This window comes from Geobacter sp. DSM 9736, assembly GCF_900187405.1.
Taxonomy (GTDB): domain Bacteria; phylum Desulfobacterota; class Desulfuromonadia; order Geobacterales; family Geobacteraceae; genus DSM-9736.
This window is the reverse complement of sequence record NZ_LT896716.1, coordinates 626783-648202: the sequence shown is the minus strand read 5'-3', so window position 1 is coordinate 648202 and position 21420 is coordinate 626783. Positions and strand designations below refer to the sequence as shown.

The following is a 21420-nucleotide window of genomic DNA, read 5'->3' as shown; positions in this document are numbered from 1 at the left end:
ATAGGTCTCATAGGACCTATTAGACCTATTCTCAATAGCCTGCCAATGCCTGGGCCAGGTCGGCGATCAGGTCGTCTGCGTCCTCGATCCCCACCGAAAGCCTCAGGAGCACGTCGTTTATGCCCAGCCGCGTACGCACCTCGGGGGGAATGTCCGCATGAGTCTGGACCTGCGGAAAGGTGATTAGGGTCTCGACCCCTCCGAGACTTTCGGCGAAGGATATCACATCGGTCTTCATAAGTAACGGCTCCACCTGATCGGGGCTCTCCACCTCAAAGGCGATCATCGCCCCGAATCCGCGCGCCTGCTTCTTCAGGAGATCGTGGCCGGGATGTTCTGCGAGCCCCGGATAGTACACCTTTCTGATCTTCGGATGACCGGAAAGCCACTCCGCGATCCGCAGGGCGTTCTCCTGCTGACGGTCGAGGCGCACAGAAAGGGTCTTCATGCCGCGAATCGTTAGCCAGGAATCCTGCGGCCCCAGCACTGCCCCCACAGAATTCTGATGGAAGTAGACCCGCTCGGCAAGGGTCGGGTCTTTCACCACCGCCAGACCTGAAACGGTGTCGTTATGTCCCGAGAGGTATTTGGTGCCGCTGTAGACGGTGATGTCCGCCCCAAGATCCAGCGGGCGCAGAAGGTACGGGGTAAGGAATGTGTTATCAACGATACAGAGAAGCCCCCGCTGGCGGCAAATGGCTGAGAGGGCGGCAATGTCGGCAACCTTGAGAAGCGGGTTGGTGAGGGACTCCACGAAGAGCGCCTTTGTCTCGGGGCGGATCGCTTCGCGTACAGCCGCGGTGTCGCTCGTATCGACGTAGGTGAAGGCGAGGCCGTACTGGGTGAGGATCTGGTCGAAGAGCCGGCAGGTACCGCCATAGAGATCCTCGGTGACGACGATATGATCGCCGCTTTTGAAAAGGAGGAGGATATTGGCGATGGCGGCCATCCCCGATGCGTAGGCGAAGCCTCTCGCGCCGCCGTCGAGACGTGCGATTCCCTCCTCAAGAGCCTGGCGGGTAGGATTCCCCGAGCGGGAATAATCATAGCCGGTGCTCTGCCCTAGCCCGGGGTGGCGGAAGGTTGCCGTCTGATAGACGGGGACGGTGACCGCGCCGGTGCGGGTGTCCCAATCGAGTCCGATCTGTGCTGCCTGGGTAGCGATGTTCATTGTTGCCTCCAAAATGAAAAATCCCCTTCCGGGGTTGGAAGAGGATTGTACACCTGGAGGTGCATCGCTCTTCCTTATCTCCCGGAACCGTCTGGTTCCGCAGGAATTGGCACCTTCCCTGACGGGAGGTTGCCGCGACGTCATCAGGCCTGTCCCTCGGTCGCTCTTGATAAGAAATTGCTTGTGGGCGTATGCCCTTTTTTGTACTCAAACGGTAAAGTATCTTTTTTTTCTTGTCAACAGATTATTTTGCGATCCGCTAAAGAATCACCACCTCTACCTGCAGCAAACCTCCTTGTTTTCATACAAGAACCCGGTCTCCCAGCACCGAGTGTTCAGATGTGAGCCTGTGACGAAAAAGAGCCAGCGAGCGCGGCTCCAGGTTGAAGACTTCTCCCCGCCTCATGGTAAGTACTCCCCCCTTCTCCTCCGGGTCCTGTATCGTGTATAGCTCCCCTTGGCTAAGCCTGCCCACGATACTTTCCCTGCCGATCGGGTCGGCGGTATCGAACACCAGTTCCCAACGAACTGAATCGCTGCGGGCCGGAAGGACGAAGGGGACTGCTTCCACGTGGGCGTTCAGAAGGATGAGGAACGTGTCGTCTTTAAGATAGTTCCCTTCCGAATCCACATCCTCCAGAGCGTCCCCCGCGAGGCGCAGACCGAAGCAGCGCATGTTGAAATCGCTCCGGTCGAACGCAACCTCTTCACCCGTGGAATAAAACCATGTCAGGTCCTTTATCTCCGAACTGCGGACGTTCTTTCCCTGGAAAAAATTGCGGCGGCGGAACACCGGGTGGCTCTTGCGGATCTGGATGAGAAGCCTGGTGAACTCCATCAGCGTCCGCCGCTCGTCGTCCAGATTCCAGTCTATCCAGGACAGCTCGTTGTCCTGACAGTAAGTGTTGTTGTTCCCCTTCTGCGTCCGGCCGATTTCGTCTCCGGCCTGAATCATCGGAACCCCCTGGGAAAGAAGGAGTGTCGCCAGGAAGTTCCGCTTCTGGCGGTTCCGCAGCGAGCGAACCGCCTGGTCCTCCGTAGGCCCCTCTACTCCGCAGTTCCAGCTCAGGTTGTCGTCCGGTCCGTCGCTGTTTCCCTGGAGATTGGCTTCGTTGTGCTTTTCGTTGTAACTCACCAGGTCGTGTAGCGTGAAGCCGTCGTGGCAGGTGATGAAGTTGATGCTCGCGTAGGGGCGTTTTCCTTCCCGGGTATATAAATCGCTGCTGCCGGTGAGGCGGTAGCACATATCGTACATCTGCCCCTCGTCGCTTCGCCAGAAGCGCCGGGCGGTGTCGCGATACCGGCCGTTCCACTCGGTCCAGAGGACCGGAAAGTTCCCCACCTGATACCCGCCCAGACCTACGTCCCACGGCTCCGCAATCAGTTTTACCTGGGAGAGGACGGGATCCTGATGAATGATGTCGAAGAAGGAGGAGAGTTTGTCCACCTCATGGAGTTCCCTCGCCAGCGCGGAAGCGAGGTCGAACCGGAAGCCGTCCACGTGCATCTCCTGCACCCAGTAGCGAAGGCTGTCCATGATGAGCTGGAGCACCCGCGGGTGGTTGGTGCAGAGGGTGTTGCCGGTTCCGGTGAAATCGAGGTAATAGCGACGCTCCGGCATGAGATGGTAATAGCTCCGGTTGTCGATTCCCCGGAACGAAAGGGTCGGCCCCAAGTGGTTCCCTTCGGCTGTGTGGTTGTACACGACGTCCAGGATCACCTCGAATCCCTCCCGGTGGAGGGTCTTCACCATGTGCTTGAATTCGGCAACCTGCTTGCCGATGAGCCCGATGCTCGCATACTGGACGGCAGGGGCGAAATAGGCGATGGTATTGTACCCCCAGTAGTTCGAGAGCCCCTGGTCCTCCAGGATCCGGTCCGATACGAACTGGTGCACCGGCATGAGTTCCACGGCGGTCACCCCCAGCGACCTGAGATAGGAGAGCGAAGCAGGCGAAATAATCCCCGAATAGGTCCCCCGCAGCTCCGACGGGATATCCGGATGGCGCATGGTGAAACCCTTGACGTGCATTTCGTAGATGATGGTTTCGTGCCACGGGTTGCGTAGCAGCCGGTCCCCCTCCCAGTCGAAGGTCTGGTCCACCACCACCGACTTCGGCACTCCCCTGGCGCTGTTGCGGGGGTCGAAGGAAAGGTCCGCATTCTCCGCCCCCATGGTGTAGCCGAAGAGGCTGTCGTCCCAGAGCACGTCTCCGGCCAGCGCTTTGGCATACGGGTCTATGAGGAGCTTGTTCGGATTGAATCGCAACCCCTCCTCCGGCAGGAAAGGGCCGTGGACCCGATATCCGTAGAGCTGCCCCGGCTGCGACTCCCGGAGGTATACATGCCAGACCTGGTCCGTTCGCTCGGTCATCTCGATTCGGGCGGTCTCTGTATCGACCTCCGGGGAATCGAAGAGGCAGAGTTCCACCCGATCCGCATTTTCGGCGAAGATGGCGAAGTTGACGCCGAAGCCGTCCCATGTGGCCCCAAGGGGATAAGGTTTACCCGGCCATACCTTCATGTGACCCTCCTGAGAGGTTGTTGAAAAACAGCCATCTCGCCGCCGTCCTCGTCGCTTCCTTGTGACTTCGGCCTGCGGCCTCACCCTTCGGGCGCTTAAAGCTGCGGTCCACTTTAGCAAGCGAAAATGTGCGGCGTAGCGCCGCTACGCCTCCGCGGTCGCTCCTGCGGGTGCGTCGATCTGTCTGTTTTTGAACAACCTGGGTGCTGTAAGCAGTGTGAGGCTATCGTTCCTTCGCAAGAAGGGCGACGGGAAAAACAGTGAGAAGATCAGCAACTGGAAGAATACCCGTTTCCGAGTCATGAATTTCATCGGTGAATATGTTGCGGTACCTCCCCCCACCGGGGACGGAAAAGGATGCGTCTTCCCCTACCTGTCCCCCCCACGGCTTCCTTTTTCCGTTGGTGGTAAGCCGGGAAAAGAACCGGGGAGCTACGACGACAATCTCCTCCACTCCCCATGTCCGGGAAAAGACGCAGAGATGGTCGCCCTTCCCGGTCGCCTCCAGGGGCTTGTAGTCTCCGGCACGGAAGATATCCTGGTGGGCGAGGCGGAACTGCAACAGCTTGTGGATCAGGAAAAGCTTTATCCTTCCGTCCTCCATCTTCTCCGCAAGCCTTTCGGCGACCGCCCGCGCCCCCGCCTCCTTCTCCATCCCCTGTATCTGCCGCAGAAGGTTTGCCCTGCGCTCGTAATCCACCGGCTGCCGGTTGTCGGGATCGACCAGCCGCAGGTCCCACAGCTCGCTTCCCTGATAGAAATCGGGCACCCCCGGGCAGGTCATCTTCAGGAGCGTTGCGGAAAGGGATGAATACATCCCGCACAGGGCCACCGGCCCGATGAACAGCTTCATGTCGTCGAGGAAAGTCCTGTCGGAGAGTATTGCATCGATGAAGGAAAGTATTCCCTGTTCGTACTGCTCGTTCGGGTTTATCCAGCTCGTGCGCTCTTTCGCTTCCCGCAGCGCCTTCAGCATGTACTCCCTGATTCTGCCACTGAAGCTTGCGAATACGGCGGGATCATCGCTGTTGAGCGGCCAGGACCCCACAAGGGTCTGATAGAGGTGATACTCCTTGTTGGCATTGGGAACCAGTTCATCATCCACAAGCTTCTTGTGCTTACGGTTCGTGCGGCTCCAGCGGGATACGGCACCGATCCATTCGTCCGGGATCTCGGTGAGAACGTTTATCCTTGCCCGGACGTCCTCACTCCTTTTCGTGTCATGGGTGGAGGAAGCGAGCATCCCGTGAGGTGCATGGTTCACCCGCTCGATGTTGGTCGAATGGAAGTCGGCGATGGAAAGGCCGAAACTGTCCAGATCACCCCCCACCTCATTCAGGGAGATCAGCCTGTTGTAGACATAGAATGTCGTGTCCTCCATGCCTTTGGCCATGACCGGCCCGGTGATCTGCTGGAACCTCATCACGAAATCGAGCCACTGAAACTTGTGCTCATCCTCCATTTCATCGTAGAACTGCAGCGTCAGTACGTCCCGCACGAAGCCGAACACGGAGGGATCGATGCCGCGGGCCTTGCGCTGCGCCCTGTCAACGGCCCGATGTATCTGCTCTCTGTCGGTTTCCGTCACCAGCAGGGAGTTGGTGTAGGTACGGTAGACGGGGAAATAGGCGATCACCTCGGCGAGCGCCTTGATCAGGCTGTAGAGGGTGAAGTCCCGGGTATGCCTGTTGTTCTCCGCAATGCTGCTCAGGCGGTGCCCCAGAGTGTTCACTTCGCTTGCCATGGAGGAGTACATGACGAGCTTTTTCTTGTCGTACAACATCCTGCGGAAGTTGTCCTGGATTCCGGTGAAGTTCCGATAAAATGTGTCGAATGTCTCCAGGCTTTCCCCGTGGACGCAGAGGTGGTTGATGCTGTTGATGAAGGAGTATCCCGTTTCCCCGTGAATAGACCAGTTTTTCGGCATCGACTCGTTCTGCAGCAGTATCTTCTCTCCCACCACGTAGAAGGGTTTGTAATGAGGGTCCGCCTCCACAAGCTGCTGGTACGCCGATGCCGCCTCCTGACGCAATTCCGTGCAATCGTCCGGAGATTGACCGGGTGAATTGTGGTGAAGCCACAGCTTCTGGAAGCACGCAAACTGGAGCTGATGGAAGTATTTTCCCGGATTATAGAGGCCATCGGCATGGTCCACCCGCAGCCCCGACACCCTCCCCCTGGTTATGAGATCGAGGACCAGGCGGTGTACCTCCTCGAATACGGGGGCCAGCTCGACCCGGATCGCGCCGAGAGCGTTGATGTCGAAAAAACGGCGGTAGTTGATCTCCTCCGTAGCCACTCTCCAGTGGGCGATGCGGAAGGACTGCTGAAGAAGAAGACGCTCCAGGAGACCGAACGATGAGGGCTCCCCCTTGATGCCGTTGAATATCTCCACGTTCCGGTCGATGAACTCCCTTATCGGAGGGTTGTCGCAGCAGAGCTTCCACAACCGTCGCTTGGTGACTTCCTTTTCACGCATGCGCTCCGCCACGGCACCTTCGTCCCCCCCTGCCCCCGATGGCAGGCGTTCGAAGGCAGCAATGACGCTCTGCAGGTCCTCCAGGGCTTCCCTCTCTGCTTCAGGAAGGCTCTCCCCCAGTTCCTCCAGCCTGTGGGACAGGATCAGCGGGTACGATTCGGGAGACAGGGGAAGCCGGTGGTCGTAGTAATAAACATAGAAGGCCCCTTCCTGATACACCAGCCACAGCTCCTTGTTTTCCAGTATCCGGCCGAACTGCGCCCCGAGAACCGGCAGAAGCACCTTGTTGGTGAGGTCGCGCTTCACCGGCTGCCAGTTGACATCGAAATAGGATGCACGGGGCGACGCTATGCCGTTTTCAAGCAGATCCTGCCACCATAGATTCTCGCTGCTCTCGACGCACATGTGGTTCGGCACTATGTCGAGAATCTGGCTCATGCCGTGCTGTTCCAGGGCAGCCAGATACAGGGCGAACTCCTCCTCGGTACCCACCTCTGGATTGAGGGCGCCATGGTCGATTATGTCGTAGCCGTGGAGGCTTCCAGTCTGAGCTTTCAGGAAGGGGGAAGCATAGACGTGGGTTATGCCCAGCTCTGCGAGATAAGGGATCAGGGCGGAGGCCGCATTAAAGGTGAACTCTTTGTTGAACTGGAGCCGGTAGGTCGCTGCCGGTACCGTTATGCCTGGAATGCCTCTGTCCATTGATGATCCCCATTGATGACCAGGTGGGTGAATCCGTCATATTTCCCGCGCTGTTTATTAATCATCACCAATGATACCATCTCGATGGAGGGATACAACAGCGGAGGAAATGCCCTCTCCGGCTTCGCCGGGAGAGCTGGTCATTGCAAAACGCCTGCAAACGTAATATAACCTGTCAACACGGAAGGTTTTTCATCATCCTTTGCAGAAGCCGGCTGTTGGTCAAAGGCTTGAGCAATAGTGATGGAATGGGGATCGATCAGCCAGGGAAAAGAAATACAATACATCGTCAACAGCTGTATGAAGCTGATACAGAAAGAGGATGATTATGTTCAGCAACAGATCCAATTACCTCGCTGTTTCTGTAATTGTCGGTATTACAATTCTTGCTTATTGGCAGGTGTCATACAATGGCTTTGTAAGTTATGACGATTTTCTGTACATCACCCAGAACCCCGAAATACAGAAAGGGTTCAGTTTTGACAGTATAAAGTGGGCTTTCTCCATCTCCTCCCATAAATCGGTGTGGCACCCGCTCACCTGGCTCTCCCTCATGCTGGATTACCAGCTGTTCGGGTTCAATGCTGCCTTTTACCACCTTGAGAACCTGGCACTTCACCTGCTGAACGCCCTCCTGCTTTTTTTCATTCTTAACAGGACGACTGAAAAGACATTCCCCAGTTTCCTGGTTGCCATGCTTTTTGCCATCCACCCGATCAATGTCGAAAGCGTCGCGTGGGTAGCGGAACGAAAGAACCTGCTTAGCTGCTTCTTCGGAATGGCGGCCATTCTTTCCTACGTCGAGTATGTCAGGAAGAGGAATATCGCTTGGTACATCCTGGTTACCCTTTTCTTCATCCTGAGCCTGCTGGCAAAACCGATGCTGGTCACTCTCCCATTTCTGCTGCTGCTCCTGGACGTCTGGCCGCTGAACAGGATGGAACTCGCCATGAAACCAGGTAATCACGATACGTGGGCCGACATTGGAAGAGTGTTGCGCAGGGCGATTCTGGAAAAGGCCCCGCTTCTCGCCATAACCTGCATCACATGCATAATCACGATGCAGTCCGCAAAAGGGCTCGGCGTATCCGACGTTAACGGTCAGACCGGACTAATGGATAAGGTCAGCAACGCTCTCGTTTCCTACATTGGATACATCCTCAAGATGATCTGGCCTGCGGAACTTCCGGTCTTCTACCCATTTCCAAAAGAATATCCACTCTGGCAGGTCGCCGGAGCCTTCCTGTTGCTCGCGGCAGTCTCGTTCTATGCGTACAGGGAAAAACAGAAGCGTCCCTACCTCCTTGTCGGATGGCTCTGGTACCTGGGTACCATGGTTCCGATGATAGGGTTGGTGAGAAGCGGCTTGTGGGCTGCAATGGCCAACCGGTACGCATACGTGCCGCTGATAGGAATCTTTATCATGGTAGCGTGGGGGCTGGAGGAGATCACAAGGAGCTCGGAGCGCAGGAGACTTCTTGTAGCGGCAGCTGCGGGAATCCTGCTGGCACTGGGGGTGAGGACATTCTATCAGGTGAAGGTATGGAAAAACACCTTCACTCTTTTCGAGTACACGATCAGCGCCTCTGATGACAATTACATAGCATACGGAATACTCGGAGATGCCTACTACCTCCAGAGGGGCGACATAGAGAAAGCTGGCATGCTGTACAAAAAGTCGTACCAGATAAACCCCTCCAGCATAGAATTCGATATCGGCAACGCCATCGGGTCCTATGAAAAAGGTGATTACTACACGGCGATTCATTCACTGAAAAGAGCACTGTTCAAGAAGAACGACTTTCTGCCGGCACTCTTTTACCTGGGGAAAGTACACGAGTCCCTCGGGAAATATGACCAGGCACTGCAGTTCTATACGCTCGCACAGAAGTCCAATGACAGGGACACCGATAACTTCAAGCTTCAGTCGATGCTCAACGCGAAAAGAATATCCTCGCTGAAGAATGTTCCTTCTTCCCCGACACCGTTGCTCCGCTAGCGGGGATAAGGAATTGATCACGGAAGTTTTACCGGGCCCTTCTGTCGCCCCTGCCCCGGCGGATAGAGAATCCAGCCATCCTACATGTCTCCAAGCCCTTTGCCCCCTTTGGTCAACCCTACCCGATGAAATCCGTTTTGTTGACTTGGGTCAAAGCGGCATCGCCGAATTCCCGCTAATTTCTCCCCATACGATGACAACACCTTCCGCAGCATCGGGACGTAAGACAGGAGAACGGGATGAAAAAAATCATGGAGTGGCTCGGAATATCCACCGAAGCAACCAATTCAATCAGGGAGGAAAAAAGTATGAACATGTTCTGTTACCAGTGCGAGCAGGCGGCCAACGGCGGTTGCAGCAAGATCGGGGTCTGCGGTAAGCAGCCCGACGTGGCGGCTCTTCAGGACCAGCTTGTCTACGCAATGAAGGGGATCGCCTTCTGGGCCGACAAGGCGCGCGCCAAAGGGGTGAAAGACCAGGAGATCGACCGGTTCATGCTTGACGGACTTTTCACCACCGTCACCAACGTCGACTTCAGCGCCGAAGAAGTGGCAAAGCTGGTCCGACAGGCGGCCGGTGTTCGGGACAAGGCACAGAGCCTCTACGAGAGGGCCAACGGCGGCGCGTTCGCCGGTGAAGTTCCCGATGCAGCCAAGCCCTTCGCACCCGCTTCCACCGCCGAACTCGTGGCTCTCGGGGCTCAGCACGGAGTAAAGGACGACACTATCGACCCCGACGTAAAATCCGTCCAGGACATCATCCTCTACGGTATGAAGGGATATGCCGCCTACGCCCACCACGCCCTCGTGATAGGCCTCGAAAATGACGAAATCTACGCTTTTACCCACAAGGCCCTTGCCGCCACCCTGGACAGGAGCCTGGGGCTGATGGACTTCGTGGGCCTCGCCATGGAGTGCGGGCGGATCAACCTGGTAACGATGGAGCTCCTCAGCAAGGCCAACACCGACAGCTACGGACATCCGGTGCCGACCCCGGTGCAGCTTGGAACCAAGGCTGGGAAAGCGATCCTGGTCTCGGGGCACGACCTTCGGATGCTGGAGGAACTCCTCAAACAGACCGAAGGAACCGGCATCAACATCTACACCCACGGTGAGATGCTCCCAGCCCACGGCTACCCGGGGCTCAAGAAGTACGCGCACCTGGCAGGGAACTTCGGCGGAGCATGGCAGGACCAGGCCAAGGAATTCGTCAACTTCCCCGGCGCCATCATCTTCAACACCAACTGCATCCAGCGCCCGGCCGACAGCTACAAGGACCGTCTCTTCACCTGGGGCCTCGTACAGTGGCCCGACGTGAAGCACATCGACGGATGGGATTTCTCCGCAGTGGTCGCAAAAGCTCTGGAACTCCCCGGCTTCGCCGACAACCCCGGCAAGGAGATCCTCACCGGCTTCGGGCACAATGCGGTCCTGGGCGTGGCCGACAAGGTGATCGACGCGGTGAAGGCCGGGCAGATCCGCCACTTCTTCCTCATCGGGGGGTGCGACGGCGCGAAAAGCGGGCGCAACTACTACACCGAGTTCGCCGAGAAAGTCCCCAACGACTGCGTCATCCTCACCCTCGCATGCGGGAAGTACCGGTTCAACAAGCTCGATTTTGGCGATATCGGCGGAATTCCAAGGCTCCTCGACATCGGGCAGTGCAACGACGCCTACAGTGCCATCCAGATCGCAGTGGCCCTGGCGGGGGCATTCAAGTGCGGCGTCAACGACCTCCCCCTCTCGATGATCCTCTCCTGGTACGAGCAGAAGGCGGTGGCGATCCTCCTGACGCTCCTCCACCTGGGGATCAAGAACATCAAGCTGGGGCCGAGCCTGCCGGCGTTCATCACCCCCAACGTCCTCAACTTCCTCGTGGAGAACTTCAACATCGCCCCCATCGGAACCGCCGAAGGGGACCTCAAGCAGATCCTCGGGTAGTGCAGGCAGAGAAGGACAAAGGGGGAGCGCCAAGCTCCCCCTTCGTCGTTCCCCGGGGCTGTAACCGGAACACCTGAAAGGAATCAAAATGATCAGCCTCCGACATATCCCTTACCACTTCTGTCTGGCCATCTTCCTTTGCGCGCCCCTGCCGGTCTTCGCGACCCCGGCCATCACCTGCCACTGCTTCACCGACCGTTCCTACGACGCGGCGCGCCCCACGGCTGCGGACCCCTATTTTCTAGCCAACGCTCAAAACTCCTTTCTCGCGGCTGCGTATAAGGTGGACAAGAAGAGCATCGTCCTGAGCAAGCAGCGCGGAACCTCCTCCGACGATCTCTGGCTGGCCCACGGCATTGCTTCCCGGTCGGGACGTTCGGCTGACTCACTCCTCCAGACGAAACAGACCAAGGCAAGCTGGAACGACGTCCTCGCACATCTCGGCATAAACACCAAAAGTCTCGGAGGGAAGCTGGCGGGGGCAGCAGCCGCAAGGCAGCCCGATGCCAGACTCGCCGAAGCGGTTGTCGACGACCTCCTCGTAAACAACCGGCTGCTCGACGAGCAGGAGCTTTCCGCCCTTCGCAGATCCGGTGGAACCAATCAGGAGGTGATCATCTCCTCGCTTCTCGCAATTAAAACTAAAAAAACGGCGCGACAGCTTCTTCAGCAGGTGAAAAGCGGATCGACCAGTTGGGGAGGCCTCATGTCCAAAGCCGGAATGGAGCCCGCAAGCTTTCAGAAGGAATTCTCGGTTCTCTTGAAATCTCGCTGACGGCTTCGTCAGAACCTGTTGTGAGGTATAATCCTGATTGACAGTAAAAGGTTCGATTCTCTGATAAGGAGGGAAATTGACATGACACCAAGCAACGGATGCATACGGGGACTCACGGTGGCAATGGCTGCAGCGGCCCTCATCTTCGGCCTCCAGGGCAATGCTTACGCGCACTGCGACACCCTGGACGGACCGGTGGTACGGGACGCAGAGGTTGCGCTGGAAGCGGGAGTGGTCACACCGGTGCTCAAATGGGTACATGCCGGTGACGAGAGTGAGGTGAAGGAAGCCTTCGCCGCAGCACTCGCCGCAAAGGGTAAAAAGGATCAGGAAAGGGCCAGGAAAAGGTTCTACGAGACGCTGGTAAGAATCCATCGTGCGGGGGAAGGAGCTCCCTTCACCGGCCTCAAGCCCGCCGGAGAGATCGATGCGGTTATCGCCGCAGGGGACCGCAGTCTCGCCGCAGGATCTGCCGACCAGCTGGTAGAAGGCCTCACCGAAGCCGTCAAGCAGGGCATCCGCACCCGCTACGAGAAGGTCGCCGAAGCTCTCCTGCATAAGGACGAGAGCGTAGAGAAGGGACGCGCATTCGTAGCTGCGTACGTCGAATATACCCATTACCTGGAAGGGCTCCACAAGGCAGCGGTAGGTCCCGTGGGTCACGGCAATGCAGGGCAGGATCACGCGGGGGCCGAGAATCATGACGGACATTGACCTGCTCAGGCAGCTGGTGGAGAAGGCCCCCGATGCAATTCTCGCGGCAGACGTGGATGGGATCATCCGCTTCTGGAACAGCGGAGCGCAGCGGATCTTCGGCTATTCGGAAGCGGAGGCGCTCGGAAAATCCCTCGACCTCATCATCCCGGAAAACCAGCGCGTGCGGCACTGGGAGGGGTATCGGCGGGTCATGGAGACGGGAATGACCAGGTACTCCACCCGCCTTCTGGCAGTACCCGCTATCCGCACGGACGGTGGCCGGCTCTCGACGGAATTCAGCATCGTGCTGCTCCGCGACGGGAACGGAACCATCACCGGGAGCGGCGCAATCATGAGGGACGTGTCGGAGAGGTGGGAGAAAGAGAAGGAACTGAAGAAACGGCTGTCGGAATGCGAAGCTTCCAGGTGAAATCGAGGTCCCGTAACAGCAGCTCTCCTGACTTGAAGCTGTTACGGGACGGAACTTCTTATGAATTACTTCTTGTACCCTTCCGCGCAGACTCTTCCCCAAACGAAATAGTTCTCGAAGCTGTACTGGACAACATCAGCCTTCTGCTTGAGGACCGCGTTCTTGAAAGGGCCGAATCCGAGTACGTGGATGAAGCAGTCCATCTCGGTCTGCGTCATCTTGGAAACGTCGACCCCGGCACCGCCTGGCCCCGTCATCTTTGCCATACAGCCGCCGAGAAAAAGCGATGCACCAACAAGCACCAATCCTACAGTTCTTTTCATAGCACCCTCCAATAAAATTTTTTTCAAACTACAATGCTTCGGTAAAAATGTCAAAAACTTAGAAGAAGCAGCAGACATTGAAAATCCGCATCTTCCTGCCATACTTCCAGAAAGAAATTTGCGATAAAGGAGCTTCCCATGGAATCAGCTATGTTCTGCAGACAGTGTGAGCAGGCGGCGCGTGGAGTCGGATGCGAAGTAATGGGAAACTGCGGCAAGGACCCGAAGGTCTCCGCCCTTCTCGACCTGATGATCCAGGGGCTGAAGGGGGTGGCGGTTTATGCCCACCGGGCGAGAGAACTGGGGGCAAAGGACCGGGAGATAGACCTGTTCATGCTCGACGGGCTATTCACCCGGGTGACGAACGTGAACTTCGACCCGGAGGACATCTCCCGCAGGCTGTATAACTGCTACAGGATCAAGGAAAAAGCACGCACCCTCTATGAGCAGGCCTATCGGGAGCGAAAGAACGAACCAGCACGGCCGCTGGACGCTGAACCCGCAAGGTGGACTCCGGCGGAAAACATAGAGGGGCTGGTCGCCCAGGGGCGGAAGCACGGAGTGCTGACGTGGCATCAAGACCCGGACGTTCTGTCCACCATCGAGATCCTGATCTACGGGCTTATGGGGATGGGAGCGTTCGCCTGGCACGCAACGGAAATGGGTAAGGAAGATGAGGATATCTACGCCTTCATCCATCGGGCCCTGGCCGCCACGGCAGACCCCAAACTCCAGCTCAAGGATTTCGTGGCGCTCTCCCTGGAGTGCGGAAAGATGAACCTGCGGACGATGGAACTCCTATATCAGGGACATGCGGAGCGCTTCGGAGACCAGGAGCCGATGAAGGTCAACCTCGGCACCCGTGCGGGTAAAGGAATCGTGGTTTCGGGACACGACCTGCCGATGCTGGAGGAAATCCTGAAACAGAGCGCGGGAAAGGGCATAAATGTGTATACCCATGGTGAAATGCTCCCCGCAAACGGCTATCCCGGCCTCAGAAAATATGAGCACTTCGCCGGCAACTTCGGAGGGGCATGGCAGAACCAGACCAGGGAACTTCCCGATTTCCCCGGCGCGGTCATCTTCAACACCAACTGCATCCAGAGGCCCGACGCCTCCTACGCCGACCGGGTATTTACCTGGGGAGAGGTCGCTTGGCCCGGCATCCCGCACCTGGAAGGGTACGATTTCACTCCGGTCATAGAGAAAGCACTGGCTCTTCCCGACCTCCCGGAAAATCCGGGGAAGGAAATACTTGTAGGATTCGGCCACGAGGCCGTCTTCAAAGTGGCGGGAGCGGTGGTGGATGCCGTCAAGAGCGGCGCTGTTCGGCACTTCTTCCTGATAGGAGGGTGCGACGGAGCGAAGCCGGGACGTAACTACTACACAGACCTGGCGCAGCAGGTTCCGAAAGACTGCGTCATTCTCACCCTCGCCTGCGGCAAGAACCGGTTCAACCGTCTCGATTTCGGAGATATCGGCGGAATCCCGAGATTGCTCGATGTGGGTCAATGCAACGATGCCTATTCCGCCGTCAGAATAGCTCTGGCCCTGGCGGACGCCTTCAATTGCGGGGTAAACGACCTCCCCCTCTCCATGATCCTCTCCTGGTACGAGCAGAAAGCACATGTTATCCTGCTGACGCTCCTGCACCTGGGGATCAAGGGGATCAAGCTCGGGCCTTCGCTGCCGGCGTACGTTTCGCCGGCGGTGCTGAACTTCCTGGTGGAGAATTATGCACTGGGTCCGACCACTACCCCCGAACAGGATTTGCGGCAGGCGTTGGGGACATGACCGGACAGCAGGGTTCGGGGAGGCAGTGGCTTGGCCACTGCCTTCCCTGCATCCGGACTATTTGATGATACTCAGCCTGTTTATGGTGTCCTTCCGTGCTTCGTACTCCTCCTTCTCCATCTTGCCTGCCTTATGCTCGTCTTCGATCCTCTGCATCTCCTGATTCAACCTGTATTCATAGGCGCCCCCACCGGCTGCCGCCCCTCCGAGAACCCCCACCCCCGCGGTCCCCGCTTTGCTGGCACAGCCGGACAAGGCAAGGGAAACCAGTACCGCCGACAAAAGTACGATTCGCTTCATTGCTGCCTCCTTTCTCCATAGGACCGTCCGATCTCTCGGGTGTGTAATGTCGACCTGATTACAGTGTAGACCTCAGCATACGGCTGTCAATCCGCGCAGGTCGGCTGCCGGTGGAGAAATTCCCGGCTCACGTTGACTGAAAAGCGGCCCGTGTTAAAGTATATTAATTCAAAACTTCAGGAGCGTATCATGAATGTGAAATGTGCAGTTTGCGGTCAGCTGGGACCTAATGAAAAGATGATTCTACGCAGGCTCAACGGCAGGAACCACTTCTGCTGCTCGATCAGCTGTGAGGTGAGATGGGAGAAGGTCAATCTGGTAGGTATCTGCGGCTGAAAGATACCCATTGCCGGTCAAGTAGAAGAGAGGGGAAAGGAGATAACGAATGTTGCGCCCCTTCCCGGGGTACTGTTCACACGGATGTCACCCCCGAGGGATTCCGTAAGCCTCTTCGTGATGTAAAGCCCGAGGCCGGTGCCCTTCTCCGGCGCCTTGGTCGTAAAGAACGGATCAAAAATCAGGTGGAGATGCTCCACAGGGATCCCCGGCCCGCTATCGGCAACCACGATTTCTGCCCGCCCGTTTCCCCACGTCGTTTGAAGTTTGAGATTACCGCCCCCCTCCATTGCCTGAAGAGCGTTCATGATGAGGTTGATGAATATCTGCTTCAATCTGTTGCTGTCGGTAGTGATGGCAGGGAGGCTGTAATCGAGCGACTCGGTCACGGTGATCGATCGCTTTTGCGCCTCGTATTTCAGAAAGGTCATGACCTCGCGCAGCACGTCGTTGATGTCGGCTTCGCAGCTCCCGCCACCGTTGCCCGCAAAGGAGAGAATACCTCTCGTTAACTGAGCCAGCCGTTGCGCTTCGACCCCGATCCGCTCCACCAGTTCGGCAACGTATTCCGGGACATCCCGCTCCCGCAGGATCAGCTGCGCCGCGGAAACTATCACCGAAAGCGGGGTATTCAACTCGTGCACGATGCCTGCCGTCAGCCGCCCCAGCTCCGACATCTTCTCGTTGACTGCCAATTGATCGAGAAACCGTTCGGTGTCCCCATCTTCGGGTTCCAGGTATGTCGCGAGCAGGTTCTCCATCGTGCTCCGTGGCCTCCGTGGGGCCGTCCAGCCGGGCTGCAGTCGAGACAGGAATCGCTGCTTCAGAAAGAGGCATAAGATATGCCATCAGCATAAGCCTTTGATTTGACTGACGGCACGCCCATAACTTTCGGCATGACGGCCCTGTTCTGCACCGTTTCGTGCAGTGGGTGCTAAAAAAAGCGGCACCCTTCCTATAAAAAAAGGCCGCCATCAAGGCGGCCATAACAATGAAGGACGGACGTTTCAGTTATAGGCACTCTCCGAATGCTGAGTCGTATCGAGGCCCATGATTTCATCCTCTTTCTCCACTCGCAGGCCGATGGTTTTGTCCAGGAGGAAAGCAATGCCGATGGTCACCAGGAAAGCATAGGCGCCTGCAGCAACAACGGCAATCAACTGGGTCATGAACTGGCTGAAATTGCCGGACATTAGGCCGGTAGCACCGACCGATGCGAAAACGCCCGTAAGGATCGCGCCGAAGGTGCCGCCGATACCATGCACACCGAAGGCATCCAGAGAATCGTCATACTTGAGCCGTGCCTTCATTAGGACACCCAGGTAACATACCACACCGGCAGCCAGCCCCATGATGATTGCGGCTCCTGGCTGCACGAATCCGGCGGCGGGAGTGATGACGACCAGGCCGGCGACGACCCCTGATCCGAAGCCCAGGGCAGAAGGCTTGCCTGCATGAATCCATTCGGCGAGCATCCAGGAAAGACCTGCAGCTGCAGGAGCAATGGTTGTAGTTGCGAAAGCGAGGCCCGCCAGCCCTCCGGCAGCGTCCGAGTTGTTCACGCCGACAATCGCGGATCCCGCATTGAAGCCGAACCAGCCGAACCACAGCATTCCGACTCCGAGCATCGTCAGCGGAAGGCTGTGTGGCGCCATCCTCTCGTGCGGGAATCCGTGACGCTTTCCAAGAAATATAAGAACAGCGAGAGCGGAGATACCGGATGAAAGATGGACGACGGTACCGCCTGCGAAATCGAGGGCGCCTTTCTTGAAGAGCCAGCCATCAACCATCCACACCCAGTGAGCCAGCGGATCATATACCAGTGTGGTCCAGAGCAGGACGAAGAGGCAGTAGGCGGAGAACTTCACCCGCTCGGCAAGTGCGCCCGAAATCAGAGCAACCGTGATCATGGCGAACATGCACTGGTACATTGCGAAGACGTATTCGGGAATGGAGCCGGGCTCGCTGGCCACGTTCTGGAAGAGCGTGTAGACGGGGGCGCCATCCTTGAAGGAGATGAGACCGTTCAGGAGGGCCTTGGAAAAATCTCCGAGGAGACCTCCCCCGACATCGGGACCGAACGCAAGGGAGTAGCCTATCACCGCCCATTGCACCCCCACGATCCCCATCGCCACGAAGGAATGCATCAGTGTAGAGAGGACGTTCTTCTGCCGCACCATGCCACCATAGAAGAAAGCGAGGCCGGGAATCATGAAGAGCACGAGGGCGCTCGAAACGAGCATCCATGCAGTATCACCGGTGTTGAGCACCGGATCGACGGTTTTGGGCTTCTCCGCATCGGCAGGAGCAGCAGCCGGCGCTGCAGCCGGCGCCTCCTGTGCGGTCGCGGCAGTCACAGCCTGGACCGCGGCAGGTTTTGCCTCCTCGGCTAAAGCCGCTACAGGAGCCGCCAGGGTAAGCAGAGCAATGAGATATGTCATCCAGATTCTAAGCTTCATATGAACCTCCGTCAGCGTTTATATGGTTCTTGTTCGCCTGCTGAAAAACTGAGGTTGTTCAAAAATAGCCAGGTCGTCGCACCCGCAGGAAGCCCCACGGAGGCGTAGCAGCGCTACGCCGCACACGGCGGCTTTCGAGGACGGCGTCGAGATGGCTGTTTTTCAACAACCTTCTCTAGATGGCGTCATGCCCCGTCTCCCCGGTGCGGATCCTCACCGCCTCCTCCAGGGGAAGCACGAAGATCTTTCCGTCGCCGATTCGTCCGGTCTTTGCAGTGGCTTCTATCGTGTCGATGACCTTCCGCACGAGCTCGTCGTCCACCGCAATCTCCAGTTTCACTTTCGGGATGAAGTCCACCACGTATTCAGCGCCGCGATAGAGCTCGGTATGCCCCTTCTGCCTCCCGAATCCTTTGACTTCACTCACCGTAATTCCTTCAATGCCGATCTCGTTGAGGGCGTCTTTGACTTCATCGAGTTTAAAGGGTTTGATTACCGCTTCTATGAGCTTCATTGCCTGCCTCCGTGGTTATGCAGGTTGCGCTGCTGCCCCGGCAGGGGAACCTGCTCTCCCCTGCCGCGACACATGCCGGGAAACTAGGGGAAATTGATGTCGACCTGCGTGGTGAAGGTGTTATTCCCGGCAAGCGCCTTCTCCTTGTAGACATCGTAGGCGAAGATGACCGAGACATTCTTGGAGAAGGCCCAGGAAGCACCGAAATTTATGGCGCCGTTGACGTTGTTGCCGCTCATGTAGTCGACTGCCATCCAGAGCTTATCCGAAATCTCGCTCATGGTCCGGTCCCAGGAGAGAAGAACGCCCTCATTTGCGGATTTAGCGGGATTATTGGCGTCAACAAGTGCAGATTTGCCGCCGCGGTAGCCACCGGCGGAAATCCTGCCAATGACGGGCAGGGTCTTGGCTGCAAGTCCGTATACTATGTTCTGGCCGCTCAGGATTAGCGGAGCATTGGCAGCGGACTGGGAAGGCCCCGCATTGTATATCCCCACCGCAAGAGCAGGCGAAAAATCGAAAAGCGAGTTCTCCGGAGTACCCAGCTTTGCGTTGAACGCGAACGGGTGGTTGTCGTTGGGCTCCCCTCCCACCACCATGTAGTCGGCCCCGATCTCCATCTGAACCTTTTCAAAGGGGAGAATACCTACCGTAGGTCCGATCATCATGACATTGGCATCCCTCCCGGTGGGTGATGCCGCTTTCGAGACGCCGGATGCACGGAAGTAATTGTCGATATTGAGGTGGACCACTCCGAAAGGCTGAATGTCCGTGGAAGGAATCCAGATCTGGGTAGAGGGGGTGGCCATCGCCGAGCCTGCGGCAGCCATCATGAGCGTCATTGCAAGGGTAACAATCTTGGTTGTCTTCTTCATGTCATACTCCTTTGTAATAATGTGTAATAGGAACTGCCCTTCAGCGACCTCTCCGGGTCTTCAACCCCCTTTCCTCCAAAGTCAAACTAAAAGGCGCCTTTCCCCTCCTGGAGAAAAGGCGCCATTGCCTGGTCCGTATCACATCAAAATCTCTCGTCTGCTGCTTCAACCAAAAAGCACGAGGCATGCCACTAGGTAAACCTAATTTGCACTGCTGGAATTACAGGCAGTTGACGTTACAGAATTAAAAAATTTGAAAGAAAAAAGGGGCCGCATCACCATTACGGCCCCAACATGCCTCTTTTTTATGCAAACGGTGCGACGAAATCAGCAGACCGGCGGGACTCGAAGCTAGAACAGCGGGCGGAAAGCCGAGGCCTTGATGGCGACGAAGACCTCGCTCCCTTCGCAGATATCGAGATCGGCTAGTGCAGAGGGTACCACTTCCGCCACAAGGCGCTCCCTGGAACAGTCCAGCTCCACCCCCGCCCGGTTTCCACTGGAGAAAGTACCTGTAACCCTGCATCTGAGGAGGTTCCTGGCGCTGATAGCTTCGGGGTGCTTCTTGAAGAGGATCATGTCTTTCGAAGAGAGCTCGAAAACCGATTCCTGAGCCGTACCTCCCATTGAAACAACCAGATCGGTCCCTCCCCAGCGATAGACATGGAGGCCATTATCCGGGCGAGGGTCGGTGAGGCGAAGCAGGTTTATGTATCCTACCGGGCTTCGTCCCATTCTGGAGCGGGCAAGCAGATCCGGCGTCGTCTGTTCGGCAACACTCCCTCCCTTCACCACGAGCACCTGCTCCGCCATCAGCCGCATCTCAACCAGGGAGTGAGAGATGAAGAAGTAGGGAATGGCGAATTCTTCACTCACACTCTTCAGATAAGGAATGATCTGGAATCGCAGGTTGTCGTCCAGAGCGGAAAGTGGCTCGTCCATCAGCAGGAGGCGCGGGTTGGAAAGAACTGCACGAGCGATCGCCACCCTCTGTTTCTCTCCGCCGGAAAGGCTGTCGATTTCCCGGTCGAGAAATGGAGCGATCTGCAAAACGTCCACCAGGTGATCGAAGTCGATCCTTCGATGCTCCGCCTTACAACGCCTGTAGCCGTAGAGCAGATTGTTCTTCACATTCAGATGGGGAAAAAGCTCGTGCTGCTGAAAAACTACGGCTATGCGGCGCTTGCCGGGGGACTGGTCGATTCCCTTCTCGCTGCTGAAAAGACACTCACCATCCAGCACGATCTCCCCGGCATCCGGCTTCACCAGCCCGGCAAGCATCCCAACAATGGTCGATTTGCCGCTGCCTGAGGCACCGAAGATGCCGACGCTCTCGCCGGAGACAACCACATCCGCCGCCAGGGTGAAGTCTCCGTACATTTTCCGTACGTTAAGGGTAAGGTGCATTTATTCCCCCCGGATGACGCTACGGGCATTGGGACGCCAGACGTAGAGAGCGAGCAGCACCAGGAAAGAAAAGATCAGCATCACGGCTGACATCCGGTGGGCATGGGCGTACTCCAAGGCTTCTACGTGATCGTAGATCTGCACCGATGCTACCTTCGTAACTCCAGGGATGTTCCCGCCGATCATCAGCACGACGCCGAATTCTCCAACGGTGTGGGCGAAAGTCAGGATGGAGGCGGTCACGAATCCCGGACGCGCGAGGGGGACCGCCACGGTAAAGAAAGCATCGAGCCGGGAAGCTCCCAGTGTCGCAGCTACCGCCAGGGGACGATCACCTATTGACTCGAAGGCGTTCTGCAGCGGCTGCACCATGAAAGGAAATGAGTAGAAAACAGAGGCGACCACGAGCCCCCAGAAGGTGAATGGCAAGGTACCGAGTCCCATCATATCGGTCAGGTGGCCGACCGGGCCGTTTGGCCCCATCGCCAGAAGCAGGTAAAAACCGAGCACTGAAGGGGGCAGCACCAGAGGCAATGCTACCACGGCGCCGACAGCACCCTTGAGCCGCGAGCGTGTGCTTGCCAGCCACCACGCGAGAGGAGTTCCCAGGACAAGCAGTATGGCTGTCACAACAGCCGCCAGTCTGAGGGTAAGCCATATTGCCTGAATATCGCCGTCGGTCAGCAGCACAATAGT

At 57.3% G+C, this 21420-nt stretch carries 18 protein-coding genes and 1 riboswitch; of the genes, 7 read left to right on the top strand and 11 right to left on the bottom strand.

Annotated features, from left to right (window positions below; genetic code table 11):
* Window positions 1–31: 31 nt before the first annotated feature.
* The 3 genes from CFB04_RS02985 to treY all read right to left on the bottom strand — a co-directional run bounded on the left by CFB04_RS02985 (window position 32) and on the right by treY (window position 6876).
* Window positions 32–1171, bottom strand: coding sequence for a PLP-dependent aspartate aminotransferase family protein (locus CFB04_RS02985; protein ID WP_088533897.1), 1140 nt, complete (start codon window positions 1169–1171; stop codon window positions 32–34).
* Window positions 1172–1242: 71 nt separating this feature from the next.
* Window positions 1243–1347: riboswitch (SAM riboswitch) on the bottom strand.
* Window positions 1348–1472: 125 nt separating this feature from the next.
* Entirely contained in the window at window positions 1473–3695 is a 2223-nt protein-coding gene (gene glgX / locus CFB04_RS02980) for a glycogen debranching protein GlgX (RefSeq protein ID WP_088533896.1), read from the bottom strand.
* Window positions 3696–3918: 223 nt separating this feature from the next.
* Window positions 3919–6876 carry a malto-oligosyltrehalose synthase gene (gene treY, locus CFB04_RS02975; RefSeq protein ID WP_088533895.1) on the bottom strand — a complete coding sequence of 986 codons (2958 nt, stop codon included), beginning with the start codon at window positions 6874–6876 and terminating at the stop codon, window positions 3919–3921.
* 328 nt (window positions 6877–7204) lie between these two features.
* Between treY and CFB04_RS02970 the strand changes: the two genes are divergently transcribed.
* From CFB04_RS02970 to CFB04_RS02950, 5 genes are all read left to right on the top strand, one after another.
* Complete coding sequence (locus tag CFB04_RS02970) at window positions 7205–8875, top strand: tetratricopeptide repeat protein (RefSeq protein WP_088533894.1); 1671 nt, start codon at window positions 7205–7207, stop codon at window positions 8873–8875.
* A 314-nt stretch (window positions 8876–9189) separates the two neighbouring features.
* Complete coding sequence (gene hcp / locus CFB04_RS02965; RefSeq protein WP_369833317.1) at window positions 9190–10815, top strand: hydroxylamine reductase; 1626 nt, start codon at window positions 9190–9192, stop codon at window positions 10813–10815.
* A gap of 88 nt (window positions 10816–10903) precedes the next feature.
* Entirely contained in the window at window positions 10904–11590 is a 687-nt protein-coding gene (locus CFB04_RS02960; RefSeq protein WP_088533892.1) for a hypothetical protein, read from the top strand.
* A gap of 81 nt (window positions 11591–11671) precedes the next feature.
* Complete coding sequence (locus tag CFB04_RS02955; protein ID WP_088533891.1) at window positions 11672–12304, top strand: DUF6448 family protein; 633 nt, start codon at window positions 11672–11674, stop codon at window positions 12302–12304.
* A complete protein-coding gene (locus CFB04_RS02950) occupies window positions 12291–12716 on the top strand; it encodes a PAS domain S-box protein (protein ID WP_088533890.1) in 426 nt (141 codons plus the stop codon). Before CFB04_RS02955 ends, CFB04_RS02950 begins: the two co-directional genes overlap by 14 nt.
* A gap of 65 nt (window positions 12717–12781) precedes the next feature.
* Here the strand turns inward: CFB04_RS02950 and CFB04_RS02945 are convergent, their stop codons facing one another.
* A complete protein-coding gene (locus tag CFB04_RS02945) occupies window positions 12782–13039 on the bottom strand; it encodes a hypothetical protein (protein WP_088533889.1) in 258 nt (85 codons plus the stop codon).
* 138 nt (window positions 13040–13177) lie between these two features.
* Between CFB04_RS02945 and hcp (CFB04_RS02940) the strand changes: the two genes are divergently transcribed.
* Window positions 13178–14833 (top strand): hydroxylamine reductase, encoded by a 1656-nt coding sequence (hcp, locus tag CFB04_RS02940; protein WP_088533888.1) that lies wholly within the window; start codon window positions 13178–13180, stop codon window positions 14831–14833.
* A gap of 57 nt (window positions 14834–14890) precedes the next feature.
* Here the strand turns inward: hcp (CFB04_RS02940) and CFB04_RS02935 are convergent, their stop codons facing one another.
* Entirely contained in the window at window positions 14891–15133 is a 243-nt protein-coding gene (locus tag CFB04_RS02935) for a hypothetical protein (RefSeq protein ID WP_088533887.1), read from the bottom strand.
* Between the two features lie 189 nt (window positions 15134–15322).
* Between CFB04_RS02935 and CFB04_RS17760 the strand changes: the two genes are divergently transcribed.
* Window positions 15323–15469, top strand: coding sequence for a hypothetical protein (locus CFB04_RS17760; RefSeq protein WP_157698695.1), 147 nt, complete (start codon window positions 15323–15325; stop codon window positions 15467–15469).
* 17 nt (window positions 15470–15486) lie between these two features.
* On the opposite strand, the gene CFB04_RS02930 is transcribed toward CFB04_RS17760, so the two are convergent.
* From CFB04_RS02930 to modB, 6 genes are all read right to left on the bottom strand, one after another.
* The gene (locus CFB04_RS02930) at window positions 15487–16230 is read right to left on the bottom strand and encodes a sensor histidine kinase (RefSeq protein WP_088533886.1); all 744 of its coding nucleotides are present in this window, start codon (window positions 16228–16230) and stop codon (window positions 15487–15489) included.
* Window positions 16231–16476: 246 nt separating this feature from the next.
* Window positions 16477–17928 (bottom strand): ammonium transporter, encoded by a 1452-nt coding sequence (locus CFB04_RS02925; protein ID WP_088533885.1) that lies wholly within the window; start codon window positions 17926–17928, stop codon window positions 16477–16479.
* 175 nt (window positions 17929–18103) lie between these two features.
* Window positions 18104–18442: a P-II family nitrogen regulator gene (locus tag CFB04_RS02920; protein WP_088533884.1), complete on the bottom strand. Its 339-nt coding sequence runs from the start codon at window positions 18440–18442 to the stop codon at window positions 18104–18106.
* Between the two features lie 83 nt (window positions 18443–18525).
* Window positions 18526–19317 (bottom strand): hypothetical protein, encoded by a 792-nt coding sequence (locus tag CFB04_RS02915; protein ID WP_088533883.1) that lies wholly within the window; start codon window positions 19315–19317, stop codon window positions 18526–18528.
* A gap of 351 nt (window positions 19318–19668) precedes the next feature.
* Window positions 19669–20724: a molybdenum ABC transporter ATP-binding protein gene (modC, locus tag CFB04_RS02910; protein WP_088533882.1), complete on the bottom strand. Its 1056-nt coding sequence runs from the start codon at window positions 20722–20724 to the stop codon at window positions 19669–19671.
* A complete protein-coding gene (gene modB, locus CFB04_RS02905; protein WP_088533881.1) occupies window positions 20725–21414 on the bottom strand; it encodes a molybdate ABC transporter permease subunit in 690 nt (229 codons plus the stop codon).
* Window positions 21415–21420 lie beyond the last annotated feature (6 nt).